Raw genomic sequence first — 18,638 nt, forward strand, 5'->3', positions numbered from 1 at the left:
TTGATGTCGTTGTCCTTGAAGAAGGCGTACGAGAATTTACCCGGGCCCGCAGGAATGCGGTCCAGACCGGCACCCGTGCCGTTCATGTTGATGTATTGCAAGTCCAGCATGTGGATGTCAGGACGGTAGTAGAAACGCTTGCCGATCCAGGCCGTGCCGCCGTTCAGGAAGTCGAGTCCCTGCGCTTCGACATAGGCTTTGACGATGCCCAGCTTGTTGTCGCCGAAATCGGAGTTGGGCGCGTAAGCGTTGACCCAGACCGTGGCCAGGTAGTTCACGCCGCCGGAATTGGCGATCGACTTGGTGTAGCCGAATTCCGTGTAGGCATCGCACTCATTGCCCAGACGATATTTCATGGTATTGCCGCCCAGGCCGAAGCAGCCTTGCGAACCGCCGTCGCCCGAGGTATTGCTGCCGGCGCCAGCGCGCAGGTAGCCGTGGAAGCCTTCGGAGTCGGATGGGTACATGGGGTCGGCCATGGCGGAAGCGCTGGCGATGGCCAGGAGCAGGGCAGGTAAAGTTTTCAATGCAGTGCGATTCATGCGGTCTCCAGAAGAATGTTGGTGGCAGCGGTGACGCCCCGGAAGGTGGCCACCGCACACGGTCTAATGCCGAAAACCAAGTCTAGCAGCGCTTTTTTAACCACCCTGATACAAAACGTGCAAGTACTGATACTTTCTTTCAGAGTGTTGTTTTTGCCACATATCGATACTCTTGCGCATGGCGGGCTTGCAAAAGAGTATCGAATTGCGGTTTTGGAGTATCAGAAAGTATCAAAGGCCGGTGCTACATTGTGGTCGCGGTGCCAAGTAATCGGGCATCGCCAACGACAAAAAACACTGGAGACACACAATGAAACGTTCCGCCATTGCCGCGCTGTGCGCCGGCGCTTTCTGCTTCGCTACGTCCGCTTTCGCCGCCACCGATCTGGTCATCGCCACCGTCAACAACGGCCACATGATCGAAATGCAAAAACTCGGCAAGTTCTTCGAACAAGCCAATCCCGACATCAAACTCAAGTGGGTGACCCTGGAAGAGGGCGTCTTGCGCCAGCGCATGACCACCGATATCGCCACCAAGGGCGGCCAGTTCGACGTGATGACCATCGGCCTGTATGAAACGCCCATCTGGGGCAAGAAAAACTGGCTGATCCCCATCAAGCCGGACGCCAAGTACGATATCGACGATCTGCTGCCCGCCATCCGCGAAGGCCTGTCCGGCGACGGCAAGCTGTACGCGTCGCCGTTCTATGGCGAAAGCTCGATGATCATGTACCGCAGCGACCTCGTCAAAAAAGCGGGCATGATGATCGACGACCGTCCAAGCTGGAACCAGCTGCGCGACGTGGCCGCCAAGATCCACGATCCGGCCAATGGCGTGTACGGCATCTGCCTGCGCGGCAAGCCGGGCTGGGGCGACAACATGGCCCTGATCACCACCATGGCCAATTCCTACGGCGGCCAGCTGTTCGACATGCAATGGAAGCCGCAATTTACCAGCAAGCCGTGGAAGGACGCGGTCAACATGTACGTCGACCTGATGAAGAAATACGGTCCGCCGGGCGCGGCCGCCAACAGCTTCAATGAAAACCTGGCGCTGTTCAACCAGGGCAAGTGCGGCATCTGGATCGACGCGACGATTGCCGCGTCCTTCATCACGGACCCCAAGCAAAGCAAGGTGGCCGACAAGGTGGCGTTTGCCCAGTCGCCCGTGGGCGTGACGGAGCGGGGCGCCAACTGGCTGTGGATCTGGTCGCTGGCGATACCATCGAGTTCCAGGCACCCGAACGAGGCGCAGCGCTTCATCAACTGGGCCACGTCGCCCGATTACGTGAAACTGGTAGCCAAGGAAACGAGCTGGGCCAACGTGCCGACGGGTACGCGCAAGTCGACGTATGCGAGCCCCGAGTTCCAGAAAGTGGCGAAATTTGCCGCCGCCGAAGGCAAGGCCCTGGCCACCACGCGCGCCGTGCAAAGCACCTTGCCGCCATCGCCGTACGTGGGCGTGCAGTTCGCATCGATTCCCGAATTCCAGGTGATCGGCGTGGCGGCCGGCCAGCAGATGGCGGCAGCATTGCTGGGCAAGGTGACGGTGGACCAGGCGCTGGAGTTGTCGCAGCAGACGGCGGAAAGAGAAATGCGCAAAGGTGGGTACTACAAGTAGGCCTGTTGCATTGTTTGCGTACCCCAACGGCGTAATCTGGGGTCGGACCATGAGGGGCCGACCCCGGCACTTTAGCTTTGCGGGTTATCGGTTCACCTGCCCCAAGAGAACACTATGAAACGCATTATCCCCCGGACTTTGCTGACGCCGGCCGTGGTCGCCGTCTCCGTCATTTCCGTGATCCCGCTGCTGATCACCCTGTATTACGCGTTCGTGCGCTATTCCATGCTCGATCCGAGCGGCCATCCTTTTCATGGCCTGGCCAATTTCCACTTCTTCTTTACCGATGCCTCTTTCCTGCCGGCATTGCAAAATACGTTCACCCTGCTGTTTTCCGTCATGCTGGTCACGGTGGTGCTGGGTACGGCGCTGGGACTGCTGATCAATGAAGCGTTCCCGGGGCGCGCCGTCGTGCGCGTGTTGCTGATTTCGCCGTTTCTCGTCATGCCGGCCGTGAATGCCCTGATGTGGAAGAACATGCTGCTCAACCCGATCTACGGCCTGTTCGCGCAGATCAGCATCTTCTTTGGCGCCACGCCCGTCGACTGGCTGTCGGCCCACCCTTTGTTTTCCATCATCATGATGGTCTCGTGGCAATGGCTGCCGTTTGCCTGCCTGATCTTCATGACGGCCCTGCAATCGATGGACCGGGAACAGCTGGAAGCGGCGCGCATGGATGGCGCGACCTATCTGCAGCAGTTGCGCTACCTCTATATTCCCCACCTGGGCCGCGCCGTCTCGGTGGTGCTGATGATCGAGATGATCTTTTTGCTGTCGATCTTCGCGGAAATCTTTACCACGACGGGCGGCGGTCCCGGCTTTGACACGACCACCATCACCTTCATGATCTACCAGCAGGCACTGCTGTCGTACGACGTGGGAGCGGCCTCGGCCGGCGCCCTGTTCGCCGTGCTCATCGCCAACATCGCCGCCTTCTTCCTGATGCGCGTCATCGGCAAGAATCTGTCGAAATAAGGAGACCATCATGCATGGCAAATTCAATCTGTATGGCCGCACGGCCGCCGCCTGGCTGTGCGCGCTGCTGCTGTTCTTCCCCATCTTCTGGCTGGGCCTGATGGCCTTCAAGACGGAAGGGCAAGCCATTTCCACGCCGCCGCTGCTGTTCTTCACGCCCACGCTCGACAGCTTCCGCGAAGTGCTGGCGCGCGACAATTACTTCGGCTACGCGTGGAACTCGCTGTTTACCAGCGTGCTCTCCACCGCCATCGGCCTGGTGATCGCCATCCCGGCCGCGTATTCGATGGCGTTTTTCCCGACGGGCGGCACCATCGGCTTGCTGAAATTCATGCTCAGCTCGCGCTACATGCCCGGCGTGGGCGCCCTGATGCCGATCTATATCTGCTACCAGTACTTCGGCCTGCTCGACACCCGCATCGGCCTGACCATCATGTTCATGCTGATGAATTTGCCCATCATGATCTGGCTGCTGTACACGAGCATGAAAGAGCTGCCGCGCGAAATCCTCGAAGCGTCGCGCATGGATGGCGCCACCGTGTGGGATGAATTCCGCCACGTCGTGCTGCCCTTGTCCGTGGGCGGCATCGCCTCCACGGCGCTGGTCTGCATGGTGTGGTCGTGGAATGAATCGTTCTGGTCGCTGAACCTGGGCGCGTCCAACGCGGGCACCCTGGCCTGGCTCATCGCCTCGTATTCCAGTCCGGAAGGCCTGTTCTGGGCCAAATTGTCGGCCGCGTCGCTGATGGCGATTGCGCCCATCATGGCGCTGGGCTGGTTCTGCCAGAAGCAACTCGTGCAGGGCATGACCTTTGGCGCAGTCAAATAAACCACAGAATAGAGACACAATCATGGCTTACCTTCAACTGAGCAATATCGAGAAATTCTTTGGCGAGCACCGCGCCATCAAGGGCATCGACCTGGAAATCCGGCAGGGCGAGTTCGTCGTCTTCGTCGGGCCGTCCGGCTGCGGAAAATCCACCTTGCTGCGCCTGATCGCGGGCCTGGAGCCGATCGACGGCGGCAAGCTGTCGCTGGACGGGCGCGACATCACGGCCCTGCCATCGTCCAAGCGCGACCTGGCGATGGTGTTCCAGTCGTATGCGCTGTACCCGCACATGACGGTGTTCCAGAACATGTCGTTCGCGCTGAAACTGGCCGGCGTCGATCCCGCCATCATCCGCGAGAAGGTCGACAAGGCGGCCGCCATCCTCGACCTGGGGAAATACCTGGAGCGCACGCCGAAGGAGCTGTCGGGCGGCCAGCGCCAGCGGGTGGCCATCGGCCGCGCCATCGTGCGCGACCCGAAGGTGTTCCTGTTCGACGAACCGCTGTCGAACCTGGACGCGGCACTGCGCGTGCAGACGCGCATCGAGATCGCCAAGCTGCACCGCGAACTGGGCGCCACCACGATCTACGTCACGCATGACCAGGTGGAAGCGATGACCCTGGCCGACCGGGTCGTCGTGCTGCGCGACGGGCAGATCGAGCAGCATGGCTCGCCATTGGAACTGTATGACCGTCCCGCCAACCGCTTTGTCGCGCAATTCATCGGCACGCCCAGCATGAACGTGGTGCCGGCCGACGCGGCGCCGCAGCTGCTGGCGCAGGCGGGCAGCGCGGCGCAGGCGGACGGCTTTGTCGGCATCCGCCCCGAACATGTGCACCTGGGCGCGGCGCAGCCGGGCAGCGTGCCCGTCACCGTCGACCTGGTGGAATCCTTGGGCGTGGAAACCCTGACCTATGTGCGCTTGCCGAACAATGTGCAGGTGGTCTCGCGCGGCGCCGAGCGCAGCAGCCTGCAGCCGGGCCAGCAGACGCATTTGACGTTCGAGCCGGGCTTCGTCCATTATTTTGACCGCGCCGGCAAGACCTATGCCGCCGCCAAGGGAGTTTGAAATGAGCGCCATTGAACTGAAACAGGCCAACCTGGCCAAGCTGCCGGCCACCGTGACCGTGCCCGCGTACGCGCGCAAGACACTCGTGCCCAGCATCGTGCATATCGGCGTGGGCGGCTTTTTCCGCGCCCACCAGGCCGTCTACCTCGACGATTTGCTGGCCTTGCCCGGCAACGCGGAATGGGGATACTGCGGCGTGGGCTTGCTGGCGCACGATGCGGCCATGCGCGACGCCATGCGGGCGCAGGATGGCTTGTACATGGTGGTCGAGCGCAGCGCGGCGGGCGACTCTGCGCGCATCATCGGCTGCGTGGGCGACTACCTGTATGCGCCCGACGACCCGCAAGCCGTGCTGGAAAAGCTGGCCGATCCTGGCACGCGCATCGTCGCGCTGACCATCACCGAGGGCGGCTATTATGTGAACCAGGGCACGGGCGAATTTGACGCGCAACACCCCGACATCGTGCATGAACTGGCGCACCCGCAGGCGCCGCGCTGCTCGTTCGGCTACCTGGCCGCCGCGCTGGCCCTGCGCCGCGAGCGGGGCCTGGCGCCGTTTACCATCATGTCCTGCGATAACCTGCAAAACAATGGCGATGTGACGCGCAAGATGCTGCTGGCCTTTGTGGCCCTGCGCGACCTTGAGCTGGCGCGCTGGCTGGCCACCGATGGCAGCTTCCCCAACAGCATGGTCGACCGCATCACGCCGGCCACCACCGACGAACACCGGGCGCTCGTGCGCGACAGCTTCGGCATCATCGACGCCTGGCCCGTCGTGTGCGAGCCGTTCCGCCAATGGGTCATCGAAGACGCATTCCCGCAGGGCCGGCCGGCCTGGGAAAAGGTGGGCGCGCAGATGACGCACGACGTGCTGCCGTATGAAAAGATGAAGCTGCGCCTGCTGAACGCCAGCCACCAGGCCCTGTGCTACATCGGCATGCAGCTCGGTTACACGTTCGCGCACGAAGCGATGAACGATCCTGGCATCCGCGCGCTCGTGCGGCGCATGATGGATGACGAGGTGACGCCGCTGCTGGACGAAGTGGAAGGCATAGCCCTGGACAGCTATAAAGATACCCTGATCGAGCGCTTCTCCAATCCGGCCGTGCGCGACCAGCTGGCGCGCATCGGCACGGAGGGTTCCGCGCGCATCCCGAAATTCGTGCTGCCGTCCGTGCGCGAAGCGCTGGCGCAGGGCGGCGCCATCAAGCTGCTGGCCTTTACCGTGGCGTGCTGGTTCCGCTACCTGGAAGGCCACGACGAAGCTGGGCGCGAACTGCCTTTGAACGACCCGTACGCGGCGCGCCTGCGCGCGCTGGCGCTGCAGGGCGGGGCGGATGCCACGACGCTGCTGTCCCTGCGCGAACTGTTTGGCGACCTCTCCGACGCACCAGCATTCACGCAGGCGGTGGGCGAGGCGCTGGCCAGCCTGTATGGGCTGGGCGCGCGGGCGGCGCTGGAACAGATCGTCGCTTGAGGGGGAGGGCGGATCATGCCACGCAAAGCCGATGCTTGCCTGCCGCAGATGGAACTGGAACAGCAGCGCGACGCCACGCCCGGCTTCGAGCCGAAAGGCAGTTTCGGCTTCATCCGCTACCTCGAGCATGGCTTTCCGAATGCGCTGGTGCGCTGGCAGGCCGCTGCTGGCGCAGACCAGCGACTACCAGTTGCTGTCGACGGTGCCCATGCAGTCGAGCGACGATGACGCGGCGCTGGCGCGCATCAGTTCGGCCATCAACATCATCGTGCATAATTACAGCAGCCAGTTCTCGCTGAAGCAGCTGGCCGAGCAGGTGGACATGCCCGAGCGGACGTTTTCGCGCTTCTTCCGCCACGCCACGGGCAACAGCTTCACGGACTTCGTCAACCGCCTGCGCATCAACAAGGCCTGCCAGCTGCTGATGGAGACGGAGCGTTACGTCAGCAACATCTGCTACGAGGCGGGATTCAATAACGTGGCCAATTTCAACCGGCGCTTCCTGGAATTGACGGGCATGACGCCGAAGGAATTTCGCCAGCAGGCGCTGGGCCGCTTTGGCGAGTGACGCTTTTTGAGGTACATTGGATGGCACAGGCGGGGACAGCCTGGGAGAGACGAGCATGGAATACCGATGGCAGAAGGACGGCGAGCGCAAGGCGCCCGAACTGGAACGCGAAAGCTACGACGGCATCATCAATTACCTGGAACATGGCTATCCCAGCTCGCGCGTGCGCTGGCACTGCCATGAAGAGTACGAGCTGCACCTGATCGTCGCCACCAGCGGGCGCTTGTTCGTGGGCGACTATATCGGCGAGTTCTCGCCGGGCCACCTGGTGCTGACGGGGCCGCGCCTGCCGCACAACTGGATATCCAACGTCATGCCGGAAGGGGGCGTGGCCCTGCGCGACATGATCGTGCAATTCGCCCACGCGCCGCTGGCCGGCGCCGCGCGCGTGATCCCCGAATTGCGCGAGCTGCTGCCGCTGCTCGAACGCTCCAGCTATGGCGTGGAGTTTTTCGACATGGGCTACGAGGCCGAGCAGCACCTGGCGCGCATCCGCGCCACGCACGGCGCCGAGCGCTTCGCCGAATTCGTGCAATTAATGAGCAAGCTGGCGCGCACGGCCAACTACCGGCTGCTGTCGAGCGCCTCCCTGCGTTCCTACGACGATGACGCCACCCTGGCCAAGGTCAATGCCGTCCTCAACTACATCACGGACAATTACCGCGAGCCGATTTCGGCGGAAATGCTGGCCGAGCAGGTGGGCATGTCGCTGAGTAAATTCTCGCGCTTCTTCCGCAAGGCGACGGGCAACAGCTTCACGGATTTCATGAACCGCCTGCGCATCAACAAGGCTTGCCAGCTGCTGATGGATACGGATCAATATGTATCGAATGTCTGCTACGACGTGGGATTCCAGAACGTGGCCAATTTCAACCGCCGCTTTTTGCAGGTGAAGGGCGTCACGCCGAAGGAATTCCGGCGCCAGGCCGATGGACGCTTTGGCGGCATCGGCGGGCCTGTTGCGGATACGCCACCGCCGTGATGCCTGTCATGGGCTTGTCACTTTGAACAGTTATCCTCCACGGCTTCAATCCCACCCTAGCCGAGGAATGCATGAAGACTGCCGTAACGTCCACCCCGAAACTGACCTTGCTGGCCATCGCCGCCGGCCTGGCCCTGGCCGCCTGTGGCGGCAGCGACAGCCACAATGAACCGGCCAAGCCCGTGGCGCAGACGGGCGTGTTCCTCGACGGCGCGGTGGAAGGACTCGATTACGTGGCCGGCAGCGCGGCCAAGGCCAGCACCAATGCCAAGGGCGAATTCATTTGCAACCCGGGCGACACGGTCGCCTTCAGCGTGGGCGGCCTGGCCCTGGGCTCGGCCCCGTGCGGCCCCGTCGTCACGCCGCTGGCGCTGGCCGCCAGCACCAACGTGGCGGACGACAAGGTCGTCAACCGCCTGCTGGCGCTGCAATTGCTGGACGAGGACAGCGATCCGTCGAACGGCATCAAGCTGACGGCGGAAGTGAAGGCCGCGCTGGCCGGCAAGACGCTCGATTTCGCCACCGCACCGGCCGTCTTCAACGCGGCCCTGTCCGCGCATCTGGCGGCCGTGGGCGCGAAATTCGCCGGCCGCACGGTCGATGCGGAGCGCCGCGCCCTCGTGCGCGAGCATTTTGAAGACACCCTCGCCTCGAAAGCGGGCGCGCCCGTCAACGAGGCACTGACGCAAGCCAATCCGGTCGGCGAAGTGAAAGTGACCGTGACGCGCTACCAGATCCAGGCGGACAGCAAGTTCTACGTGCCGTACGAAGGCGCCAACGCCAAGATCAAGGGCGAATTCCCGAACGGCTTTTTGCCATCGTACGGTTCGGGCCTGGCCTACAAGGGCAAGAACGCTGCGGGCGACCTGGAATTCTATGGCTTGACGGATCGCGGCCCGAACGGCGACGGCCCATTGCTCCCCGATCCATCGGGCAAGGGTACGATCGGCAGCAAGATCTTCCCGTCGCCGAGCTTCACGCCTTCGTTCGGCGTGCTCACGGTGGGCAAGAACGGCGCCGTGTTGACATCGAGCACGCCGATCAAGGTATCGGCTACCGTCAACAGTTCGGGCTTGCCCGTGCCCGTGGGCGCCGTCGGCAATTCGGCCGAGATTCCCGTCATGGATGCGATGAAGTTCGACGCAAGCGGCAAGGCCGTCTTCAACGCGGGCGGTCTCGATTCGGAAGCCATCGTCGTCGATGCCAAGCGCAATGCGCTGTGGGTGTCCGATGAATACGGCCCGTTCATCGTCAAGATCGATGCGGCCACGGGCATCATCCAGGCCAGGTACGAGCCGGGCAAGGGCTTGCCGGCGCTGTTCGCCAAGCGCCGCGCCAACCGCGGCATGGAAGGCATGACCCTGGACACGAGCAACGACAAGCTGTACGCCTTCCTGCAAAGCCCCCTGTCCGACGGCACGGCGCCGTATTCGGTGACGAAGAAGAATGAACAGGTCGAGCGCTTCGCCCGCTTCACGCGCTGGATCGAATTCGATCCGACGACGGGCACCAGCGGCAAGATGTTTGCGTACCCGCTCAATGCGGCCGACTACCAGGATGGCCGCACGGGCAACGCCAAGCTGGGCGACATGGTGGCGCTGGGCGGCGGCAAGTTCCTCGTCATCGAGCAGGGCGCCGCGCCGTCGGGCAAGGTGTTCAACAAACTGATGCTGGTCGAATTGAAGGGTGCCACCGATATTGCGGCCGCCGCCTTCAACGCGACCACGTCGGACCTGGAAAAAAGCAGCATGGGCGGCGCGGCCGTCAATGGCGCCGACTGGGCCGCCGTCACGCCGCTGAAGAAAACCCTGCTGCTGGACTTGAACGCCATCGGCTGGGCGGCGGAAAAAGCGGAAGGCCTGACCCTGATCGACGACTCGACCATCGCGCTGGCCAACGACAATGACTTCGGCCTGAAAACCAAGGTCTTTGACGCGAATGGCGTGGAAGTCGATGGCGCCGACGTGACCAAGTGCACGGTCGACGCCAACGGCACCATCGTCACGAGCAGCACCGCCGGCTGCAACGCCGCCAACACCATCCGCGTGGCGCGCGGCGACGACCGCGAACGTCCAAGCCGCTTGTGGATCGTGAAGTTTGCCAAGGCGCTTAATACGTATTGATGTGCTGCTGTGTCGGATTACGCGGCGCTGCGCGCCGCTAATCCGACCTACCATCCACTTGCACGATAAAAAGCCGCGCGGTGCATCTCTGCACCGCGCGGCTTTTTTAACCCCTGAAGGCGAAATACCGGGGTCGGACCCTGAGGGTCCGACCCCAGCCCTTTCGCTTGGGTTTACTTCTTCGTGTAGGTATTCAACCAATCCAAAACGGTGTGATGCCACAGCAGCGAATTGGCCGGTTTCAGCACCCAGTGGTTTTCGTCCGGGAAGACCAGCAGCTTGCTCGGGATGCCCTGGCGCTGCAGCGCCGTGAAGGTGCCCAGGCCTTGTGCTGTGGGGATGCGGAAATCGAGGTCGCCCTGGACCACCAGCATCGGCGTCTTCCAGTTTTTCACGTAGTTGACGGGGTTGAACTGCTCGTGCTTGGCCGGCGCGTCGTAGTAGGTGCCGCCATTTTCCCATTCCGTGAACCACAGTTCTTCCGTCGCGTAAGCCATGCCGCGGTTGTCGAACACGCCGTCGTGGTTGACCAGGCATTTGAAGCCGTCCGGCCAGTTACCGGCGATCCAGTTCATCATGTAGCCGCCGTACGACGCGCCCAGCGCGCAGCTGCGTTCGCGGTCCAGCCATGGGAACTTCTTGGTGGCCGCTTCCAGGCCCTTCTGCAAGTCGACCAGCGGCTTGCCGCCCCAGTCGCCGCTGATGGAGTCCGTGAACTTCTGGCCATAGCCGGTCGAGCCGTGGAAGTCGATGAAGACGGTGGCGTAGCCGGCGCCCGCATACACTTGCGGATTCCAGCGGTAGCTCCAGCTGTTGCCGAAGCTGCCTTGCGGGCCGCCATGCACCAAAAAGGCGATTGGATATTTTTCGCCGGCCTTGGCATTCCACGGCTTCATGACGTGGCCGTAGACGGTTTCGCCATTCGCGCCGGCGAACGAGAACTGTTCATATTCGCCGAAGCGCACGTCGGCCAGGGCTGCCGCATTCTGTTTCGTCAGCTGCACCATCGGCGCATTTTCCGACTTCGCGTCGAGTTTGCGCGTGTACAGCTGCGCGCCCGATGCCAGGTTGGCTTGCGCCAGCACGATGGTATTGCCGCGCACGTCGAAGTCGCCCACGGCGCCCTTGCCCGTCAGCGCAGCGACCTTGCCGCTGGCCGCGTCGATGTGGAACAGACGATGCTGGCCCACGTCATCGGCGGTGACGAGGAAGGCCTTGCCATCCGGCGTCCAGCGGAAGTCAGCCACGGAACGGTCCCAGTCGTCGGCCACGGTGCGTTTCTTGCCCGTGGCGACATCCATCAGCACCAGGTGAAAACGGTCCGCTTCGAAGCCCGGCTTGGTCATGGCGATATAGGCCAGGGTGCGGCCATCGGGCGAGTAGGTCGCTTTCGCGTCCCAGGCCGGGTTGTCGGCCGTGAGATTGCGCGGCGCCTGGCCGCCGGTGGCGGGAATCGTGTAGACGTCGAAGTTGGTCGACCACGATTCCGTGCGGCCGGCCACGCGCACGGAGAAGGCCACGGTCTTGCCATCCGGGCTGAAGTGGTATTCGCCGTTGTCGCCGAACGGTTTCGATGGCGCGTCGCCGTCGAGGGTGCCGCTCAGGCTGACGGGCGCGGCGCTGACCTTGCCGGTGGCGTCGATCGGCGCCGAGTACAGTGCGTTGCGGCGGCCGTCGGCCCAGGTATCCCAGTGGCGCACGAACATCTGGTCGTAGACCATGCCGCTCGCCTTGTTTTTCGTTTTTTCATCGAGGCGCTTTTTCGTGCAGGCGAGGTCCGCGCAATCGAGGAAGACGCCCATGCTGAAGGCCAGGCGGTCGCCCTGCGGCGACAGACGGTAGGTGTCGACGTCCAGCGCCAGGTCGGTGACCTTGGCCGCTTCGCCGCCATTCAGGGGCAGCTGCCACACTTGCGAGGAACCGGAGCGGCCGGACAGGAAGTAGATGGCGTCGCCGTTCGGCGACCATTGCGGGTCGCTTGCGCTGGCATCGCCGCGCGTGAGCTGGCGCGGCGCCGCATTCGGCGCGCGCAGGTCGATCATCCACAGCTGCGTGTTGCCACGGTTCTTGTCCAGGTTGGTGGTGCGCACCGTGTAGACGACGCGCGTGGCGTCCGGCGACAGCACGGGGCTGCCCACACGTTCCATGGCCACCATGTCTTCCACGGTGAAACCGCGCGGCGCGGCCAAGGCCGGCACGGCGGCAGTGGTGGCCATGGCGGCACTGAATGCTCCCAAGAGCAGCAGACGTAAACTCATTCAAACTCCCGTTTTATATTGCGACGTTATCGATATGGTATTGACGTGGCCGGCTGTACCGCCGGCAGCCCGACATCATAGCAATAAAGATGCACCTGCTGCGGGAGTTGACCGCCGGTTAGCCGGCGTTTTGCGCCAGTTGGTCGAGCGCCACGTGGCCGAGGAAACCGCCCCGGCTGGCGGCCGGCACGCCGTCTTCGATGGCGTGGGCAAAGCGGATGCCGGGGTCTAGTTCCAGCGCCGCCAGCACGCGCGCCGTGTTCGGATAATCGGCCAGGCTGGCCAGCTGCAGCGGTTCGGCCCAGCGCGCCGTGGCGGCCAGGTAGGCGTTGGCGATGGTCGGTGCCGTGTCCGATACGAGCCAGGCGCGGCCAGCAAGCAGGCGCTCCAAGTGGGCCAGGCTTTTGTTCACTTTCTCGACGGCCATCTCGCGCCAGACGCCCGCGCGCGCATCTTCCGGCACCGCGCGCGCGGCCTGGAAGGCGGGCATGAAGGCCGCGTGAAACGTCGTGTGCAAAAAGGACAGCACGCTGTTGAGGCGATCATATTCCGGCGTGCCTTGCGCAAAACCCAGGTTGCTGCCTGGTGCGCGGGCGGCCAGGTGCAGCAGGATCGCCATGCTTTCCAGCAGCGGCGCACCGGTGTGCGTGAGCAGGGCCGGCGTCTGGCTCAGGGGATTGATGGCGAGAAAGGCCGGATGCCGCTTGCTGGCCGGGTCGCGCGCTTCCACGCGGGCCAAACGATACGGCAAGCCGCTCCATTCGAGGGCGGCGATGGCGGCAAACGAGCAGCCGAACGGCACGCTGTAGATCAGGGTGGTTTCCAAGTCGAAACTCCATTGAGGTGAGGGAAGGGCAGTCTAATCGTGATGGTTACTATTTGGAAGAAGGCAGAATAATGTGGTATAGGTACATTTTTTATACCAGGTTGGAAGCGAACAATGAAAGACAATGTCTCCGGCTGCGCCGTGGAAGAGGCGATGCGCTTGCTGGGCGGGCGCTGGCGAGTGGTGTTGCTCAGCTATCTGATGGCGGGGCCGAAGCGCTTCAGTGAAATTCGCCGCGCCGTGCCGAATATCTCGCAGCGCATGCTGACCCTGGACTTGCGCGCGCTGGAAGAAGCGGGCTTGCTGACGCGTACGATCTACGCGGAAGTGCCCGTCAAGGTGGAATACCAGCTGACGGACGAAGGCCTGCGCTTGCGCGAACTGGTCAAGATGCTGCGCGCCATCGGCTTGCGCCTGCGCGGACAGGCGGACGCGGGCGGCGCCTTCCTCGCGCCCGATGCCGGCTAGATGTCTCTACAGAAACAACTGTTTTTATGCGAAGTGCTAGACTGCCCGCCTTTGATCACTACTCCCGATACCCATGCGCCTGACCTCTTTCGCCCTGACCGCCGCCGCCCTGTTCGCCGCCCTGCCGGCCCAGGCGGCCACCATGCCGACACTCGAACAAATCCAGGCCGCCGTGCAGGCGGGCGTGGCCAAGACACAAGCGAAGACGCAGTCGAGCATGCCGTTCGTCATCAAGGTCACCAGCCTGGCCGGTTGCCAGGAGTCGCAGGAAGTGCCGGGCGAAGTGGTGTGCCTGGTGGGCATGAGCGCCGGCATGCGCGATGCCTTTAATGTACTGCCCCTGCGTAACGAGGGCGATACCTGGGTCGGCGTCGAACGCAAGAACGCCAAGTTCGCTGGACCGTCGCCGGCCGAGGCGCAAGCGATGATACGCGCGTGGGCCAAGGAAGAAGTGGCGCGCAATCCGGAAGCGGCCAAGGACGTGCAGATGCAGGAAGCGCAGAGCACCATGCAGGTCAAGGCCGTCAACGAGTGCGACGTCAAGCGCAAGACGGGTTACCTCGTATGCGATACGGAATTGAGCGTGCCGAGCCGCCCGGAAGCCATCAAGACGGAACTGACCTTCATGCTCGAGAACGGCGGCTGGCGCTACGTGCCCCGCTAAGCCGGCGGCCGCCAGGCCGCTCGCGCATCCACCGATACTCCTTCACAGCACCCCTCCCGCGCATCAAGCCTGTGCGGCGGCCCACATGGCCGCCGGCAGGCAGGCACACCCTCATCCGCAGTAGGCAGACCAGCCAAGCCAGTCAATATGGTTGAATTGATATATTTGTCAATTCTCATTCAATTTTCGTTAAATTGATAGAATTGGTGAGTTTCTTTGCATTTGTTGCGATTTTGCCATATAAACTGATTTATTTATTTTAATCGTTATTTTTGAGCGTATTATATTGATAATGCGCAAGTAAATGCCGCGATCTGACTGTCTGGAGAACCGTCGTGCTGAAAAAAATAACGAGTAGCGAACTGGTACTGGGAATGTATGTCGAGCGTTTGGGCCGTTCCTGGCTCGATAACCCGTTCTGGACGCGCTCCTTCCTGCTCAAGTCGCCGGCCGACCTGGAACGTATCCGTACGGCACGTCTTTGCGAGGTGTGGATCGACACGTCGCGCGGGCTGGCGCAGGCGCAAGCGGCTCCGGCATGCGCATCATCCGCTGCCGTGGCGCCGCCAGCCGCCGATGTCACGCCCGCGCCCGTTGCCGTCGCTGAGGCTCGCCCGTCTCTCTCGCGCGACGAGGAAGTGGCGCACGCCCGGCGTGTGCTGGAACGTTCGCGCGAGGCCGTGCGGACCATGTTTGACGAGGTGCGCATGGGCAAGGCCTTGTCCGTGGGGCAGGCTTACGAACTGGTCGACGATATCGCGGCCACGGTGCTGCGCGGCGGCAGTGTGCTGCTGGGTCTGGCGCGCCTGAAAACCGCCGACAACTACACGTATATGCATTCGGTGGCCGTGTGTGCGCTGATGACGGCGCTGGCCGCGGAAGCGGGCCTGGCGCCCGGGCAGGTGCGCTCGGCCGGCCTGGCCGGCTTGCTGCACGATATAGGCAAGATGGCCGTGCCGTCCGCCATCCTCAACAAGCCGGGCAGCTTGAGCGAAGAGGAATTTTCCTCCGTGCGCGCCCATCCGGCGGCCGGCCACCGGATGTTACAAGAGGTGGGCGAGATCGATCCGGTGGTGCTCGACGTGTGCCGGCACCACCATGAAAAACTCGATGGCAGCGGCTATCCCGAGGGTTTGTGCGGCGAGGAAATCAGCGTGTATGCGCGCATGGGCGCGATTTGCGATGTGTACGACGCGATCACGTCGAACCGACCGTACAAGCAGGGCTGGTGCCCGGCCGAGTCGCTGCGCCGCATGGCCGCCTGGCGTGGCGGGCATCTGGACGCACAATTGTTCGCCGCCTTCGTCAAATGCCTGGGCATCTATCCGCAGGGCACCCTCGTGCGGCTGCGGTCGGAACGCCTGGCCGTGGTGGTGGGGCAGACGCCGGGCAAGCCGCTGACCTTGCCCACCGTGCGCGTCTTTTTTTCCATCCGCGCCGGAACCTGCATCGCCCCGACCGACATCGACCTGGCCGCCCCGGCTTGCCTGGAACGCATTATTTCCACGGAAAGCGCTGCCCAGTGGCGCCTGCAGGACGTCGACCGTTACTGGGCCGGTGAAGCCGCGATGGCTTGACGGTGTACAGGTCGTAATAAGTTGCAGTTTATTAATAATAAAATATTAAAATAATGGTGCCAGTGCCGTGCCCGCTTTTCTGACTGGCAGCCGTTCCTTGTCCGCATACCCGTCACCGTACGGGCTACTTCTGAGGATGTCACCATGCGACTCAATCTTCCCGTCAGCGATACCGAAATCAACCTGAGCGATACCGAGACGATCGTCTCGACTACCGACTTGCAAGGCAATATCACCTATGCCAACCCGTATTTCATCGCCGTCAGCGGTTACAGCGCGGAAGAATTGATCGGTGCGCCGCAAAACATCCTCCGTCATCCGGACATGCCGGTCGAAGCGTTCGCCGATTTCTGGGCCACCATCCGCTCGGGGCGTTCGTGGAGCGGCATGGTGAAAAACCGCTGCAAGAATGGCGATTATTACTGGGTGCTGGCGAACGTCACGCCCGTGGTGGAGGACGGCGTGGCCGTCGGCTACATGTCCGTGCGCACCAAGCCCACGCGCCAGCAGGTGGCGCAGGCGTCCGCCCTGTACGCGCGCATCAAGGCGGGGCAGGCGGACGGCATCGTCATCAGCCAGGGCGCGGCCGTGCGCACGGGCTTGCTGGCCAGGCTGGCGAGCTTGCGCGACCTGCCGCTGGGCAAGCGCATCGGCTGGAACCTGGGCTTGTTGAGCCTGGTATTGCTGCTGCAACTGGCGTGGAATGCTGGCGTGCTGCCGGTTGCGGCCCAGGGCTGGCTGACGGGCTTGTCCGTGCTGGCCTTGTGCGCGACCCTGTATTTCTGGCACAGCTTGCACCGCGCCGTGCTGCAACCGTTGCAACGGGCGCGCCAGGCCTGCGACGTGATGGCGGGCGGCGACCTGACGGGCGAACTCGACACGACGCGGCGCGACGAGATGGGCCAGCTGCTGCGCTCCCTGCGCCAGTTGCGCGTGAACTTGCACTCCATCGTCGGCGATGTGCGCGGCAATTTCCTGCGTATCAGCATGGCCAGCCAGGAAATTGCCGCCGGCAATATGGACTTGTCGGGCCGCACGGAAGCGCAGGCGTCGGCCCTGCAGCAGACGGCGTCGAGCATGGAGCAACTGGCGGCCACGGTGCAGCAAAACAGCGGCAACGCCGTGCAGGCCAGCGACATGGCGGGCAAGGTCCACGGCCTGGCCGGGCGCGGCGGCGAACTCGTCGGCCAGATGGTGACGATGATGGCGGACATTAACGCCTCGTCGAAGAAGATCGGCGACATTACGGGCATTATCGAAGGCATCGCCTTCCAGACGAATATCCTCGCCCTGAACGCGGCCGTGGAAGCGGCGCGGGCGGGCGACCAGGGACGCGGTTTTGCCGTGGTGGCGGGAGAAGTGCGCAGCCTGGCGCACCGCAGCGCGGCGGCCGCCACGGAAATCAAGCAATTGATCACGGCGTCGTTGACGCAGGTGGAGGCGGGCGCGAAGCTGGCGCAGCAGGCGGGCGCCAGCAGCGCCGAGATGCTGGGCGCCGTGCAGGGCGTGCACGGCATCATGGAAGAGATCGCCTCGGCTTCGCGCGAGCAAAGCCACGGCATCGGCCAGGTGAACATGGCCGTCACGCAAATGGATGAAGTGACGCAGCAGAACGCGGCGCTCGTGGAAGAATCGGCGGCCGCGTCCGCTTCGCTGCAAGACCAGACTCTGCAGTTGGAGCAGGCGATGGCGCTGTTCAAGCTGGAACGGCGGCGCGGCGGCCCGGCCACGCCCCTGCGCGCGCCACCCGAGCGCCGCCGCGCTACAGCAGGCGCTCTGACAGCGCCTTGAAGGCAACCTCGGGCACGAGAAAGGCGAACGGCGTAGAGACGGGCGGCAGTTGCGCCAGCAAGCCGCAGTCGGCGCGCAAGGCCGTCAGCGCTTGCACTTGACCCACATCAACGGGCAAGTCGATTTCGCCAAAGACCAGCTTGCCGTTTCGCGGCACGTGGGCGATGGCCGCATCCTGGCAGGCGAGGAAGGCGACGGCGTCTTTCCAGTTGCCGAACAGTTGCTGCCAGTCGGCATCGAGGCCACGCTCCGCCGCGATGTCCGCCTGCACGTCCAGCGGCGGGGCGCTGCCGGCGCCGCTGGCAATGCTGCAACCGGCTTGCGTGGCCGTCACCTCATGCGTCATACCGGCGGCCAGGTGGGTCGGCAGGATGTCGCTGAACAGCCGCGTGCCCAGCGCATGGGGCAGGCTGTCCATGATGTTTTTCAAGAAATACACGCAGGGTACGGCCGGTGCGCCCGGCGGCGCGTGGTCCACGTACAAGCGCCAGTTGCTTTGCAGCGGAGACGGCAGCAGCTTGCGTAAGGGACCGAGCAGGGCCGGGCCGAAATGCCCGTGGCGGTAGGTCAGCACGGTAAATGGCGTCTTGCCGCCGCGCTGCCACAGGGGCACGCCCGCAGGCAGCAGCCGCTGCGCGGCCTCGGCATCGACCAGCCAGCTCACGTAGACGACGTCGCGCACGTCGCTGTGCAGTGTCAGGAAGGGCAGGCGCGACATGACGGCCTGGCGCACCTTGGCAAAACGCGTGCAATTGGCGAACGCGGCAAACAATCGCCCCTGCCAGCCCGCGCGCGGGTGGCGGTAAGTGTTGTCTTGCAATTGGGAACTTTCAGATGCGGTGATGCAGGCGGACGGCGCCGCCTGCCG

17 protein-coding genes are annotated in these 18,638 nt (G+C 63.5%); 13 read left to right on the forward strand and 4 right to left on the reverse strand.

Annotated features, from left to right (window positions below; all coding sequences use genetic code 11):
- Nucleotides 1–542: carbohydrate porin (locus BLU39_RS09405; protein WP_139178213.1), on the reverse strand; the 542-nt coding region annotated here is incomplete at its 3' end.
- Between the two features lie 310 nt (nucleotides 543–852).
- Between BLU39_RS09405 and BLU39_RS09410 the strand changes: the two genes are divergently transcribed.
- The 9 genes from BLU39_RS09410 (at nucleotide 853) to BLU39_RS09445 (ending at nucleotide 10,186) form a co-directional block, all read left to right on the forward strand.
- The gene (locus BLU39_RS09410; RefSeq protein ID WP_092712279.1) at nucleotides 853–2,163 is read left to right on the forward strand and encodes an ABC transporter substrate-binding protein; all 1,311 of its coding nucleotides are present in this window, start codon (nucleotides 853–855) and stop codon (nucleotides 2,161–2,163) included.
- A gap of 114 nt (nucleotides 2,164–2,277) precedes the next feature.
- Nucleotides 2,278–3,138 (forward strand): carbohydrate ABC transporter permease, encoded by an 861-nt coding sequence (locus BLU39_RS09415; protein WP_092712282.1) that lies wholly within the window; start codon nucleotides 2,278–2,280, stop codon nucleotides 3,136–3,138.
- Nucleotides 3,139–3,148: 10 nt separating this feature from the next.
- Entirely contained in the window at nucleotides 3,149–3,967 is an 819-nt protein-coding gene (locus tag BLU39_RS09420) for a carbohydrate ABC transporter permease (RefSeq protein ID WP_092712284.1), read from the forward strand.
- 22 nt (nucleotides 3,968–3,989) lie between these two features.
- On the forward strand, nucleotides 3,990–5,036 hold the full coding sequence (locus BLU39_RS09425) for an ABC transporter ATP-binding protein (protein ID WP_092712286.1): 1,047 nt from the start codon (nucleotides 3,990–3,992) through the stop codon (nucleotides 5,034–5,036).
- A gap of 1 nt (nucleotide 5,037) precedes the next feature.
- Nucleotides 5,038–6,513 carry a mannitol dehydrogenase family protein gene (locus BLU39_RS09430; RefSeq protein ID WP_092712289.1) on the forward strand — a complete coding sequence of 492 codons (1,476 nt, stop codon included), beginning with the start codon at nucleotides 5,038–5,040 and terminating at the stop codon, nucleotides 6,511–6,513.
- 15 nt (nucleotides 6,514–6,528) lie between these two features.
- Nucleotides 6,529–6,741, forward strand: coding sequence for a hypothetical protein (locus BLU39_RS28900; RefSeq protein ID WP_254788942.1), 213 nt, complete (start codon nucleotides 6,529–6,531; stop codon nucleotides 6,739–6,741).
- Entirely contained in the window at nucleotides 6,653–7,081 is a 429-nt protein-coding gene (locus BLU39_RS09435; protein ID WP_254788943.1) for a helix-turn-helix domain-containing protein, read from the forward strand. Before BLU39_RS28900 ends, BLU39_RS09435 begins: the two co-directional genes overlap by 89 nt.
- 55 nt (nucleotides 7,082–7,136) lie before the next feature.
- Nucleotides 7,137–8,063: a helix-turn-helix domain-containing protein gene (locus BLU39_RS09440; RefSeq protein WP_092712291.1), complete on the forward strand. Its 927-nt coding sequence runs from the start codon at nucleotides 7,137–7,139 to the stop codon at nucleotides 8,061–8,063.
- 71 nt (nucleotides 8,064–8,134) lie between these two features.
- Nucleotides 8,135–10,186, forward strand: a complete 2,052-nt coding sequence (locus tag BLU39_RS09445) for an esterase-like activity of phytase family protein (RefSeq protein WP_092712293.1) — start codon at nucleotides 8,135–8,137, stop codon at nucleotides 10,184–10,186.
- Nucleotides 10,187–10,359: 173 nt separating this feature from the next.
- Here the strand turns inward: BLU39_RS09445 and BLU39_RS09450 are convergent, their stop codons facing one another.
- Both BLU39_RS09450 and BLU39_RS09455 read right to left on the reverse strand, forming a co-directional pair.
- Nucleotides 10,360–12,402 (reverse strand): S9 family peptidase, encoded by a 2,043-nt coding sequence (locus BLU39_RS09450; protein ID WP_175539269.1) that lies wholly within the window; start codon nucleotides 12,400–12,402, stop codon nucleotides 10,360–10,362.
- Nucleotides 12,403–12,562: 160 nt separating this feature from the next.
- Nucleotides 12,563–13,270 (reverse strand): glutathione S-transferase family protein, encoded by a 708-nt coding sequence (locus BLU39_RS09455; RefSeq protein ID WP_092712297.1) that lies wholly within the window; start codon nucleotides 13,268–13,270, stop codon nucleotides 12,563–12,565.
- A gap of 114 nt (nucleotides 13,271–13,384) precedes the next feature.
- On the opposite strand from BLU39_RS09455, the gene BLU39_RS09460 reads away from it, so the two are divergent.
- From BLU39_RS09460 to BLU39_RS09475, 4 genes are all read left to right on the forward strand, one after another.
- Nucleotides 13,385–13,738 carry a winged helix-turn-helix transcriptional regulator gene (locus BLU39_RS09460; RefSeq protein ID WP_092712299.1) on the forward strand — a complete coding sequence of 118 codons (354 nt, stop codon included), beginning with the start codon at nucleotides 13,385–13,387 and terminating at the stop codon, nucleotides 13,736–13,738.
- A gap of 73 nt (nucleotides 13,739–13,811) precedes the next feature.
- Nucleotides 13,812–14,402, forward strand: coding sequence for a hypothetical protein (locus BLU39_RS09465; protein ID WP_092712301.1), 591 nt, complete (start codon nucleotides 13,812–13,814; stop codon nucleotides 14,400–14,402).
- Between the two features lie 335 nt (nucleotides 14,403–14,737).
- Nucleotides 14,738–15,979, forward strand: a complete 1,242-nt coding sequence (locus BLU39_RS09470) for an HD-GYP domain-containing protein (RefSeq protein WP_092712304.1) — start codon at nucleotides 14,738–14,740, stop codon at nucleotides 15,977–15,979.
- Nucleotides 15,980–16,123: 144 nt separating this feature from the next.
- A complete protein-coding gene (locus BLU39_RS09475) occupies nucleotides 16,124–17,770 on the forward strand; it encodes a methyl-accepting chemotaxis protein (RefSeq protein ID WP_092712306.1) in 1,647 nt (548 codons plus the stop codon).
- Here the strand turns inward: BLU39_RS09475 and BLU39_RS09480 are convergent.
- Nucleotides 17,742–18,590: a DUF2071 domain-containing protein gene (locus tag BLU39_RS09480; RefSeq protein ID WP_092712308.1), complete on the reverse strand. Its 849-nt coding sequence runs from the start codon at nucleotides 18,588–18,590 to the stop codon at nucleotides 17,742–17,744. The genes BLU39_RS09475 and BLU39_RS09480 overlap by 29 nt on opposite strands.
- Nucleotides 18,591–18,638: the final 48 nt, after the last annotated feature.

Origin of the sequence: Janthinobacterium sp. OK676 (genome assembly GCF_900103595.1) — a bacterium.
GTDB lineage: Bacteria > Pseudomonadota > Gammaproteobacteria > Burkholderiales > Burkholderiaceae_D > Janthinobacterium.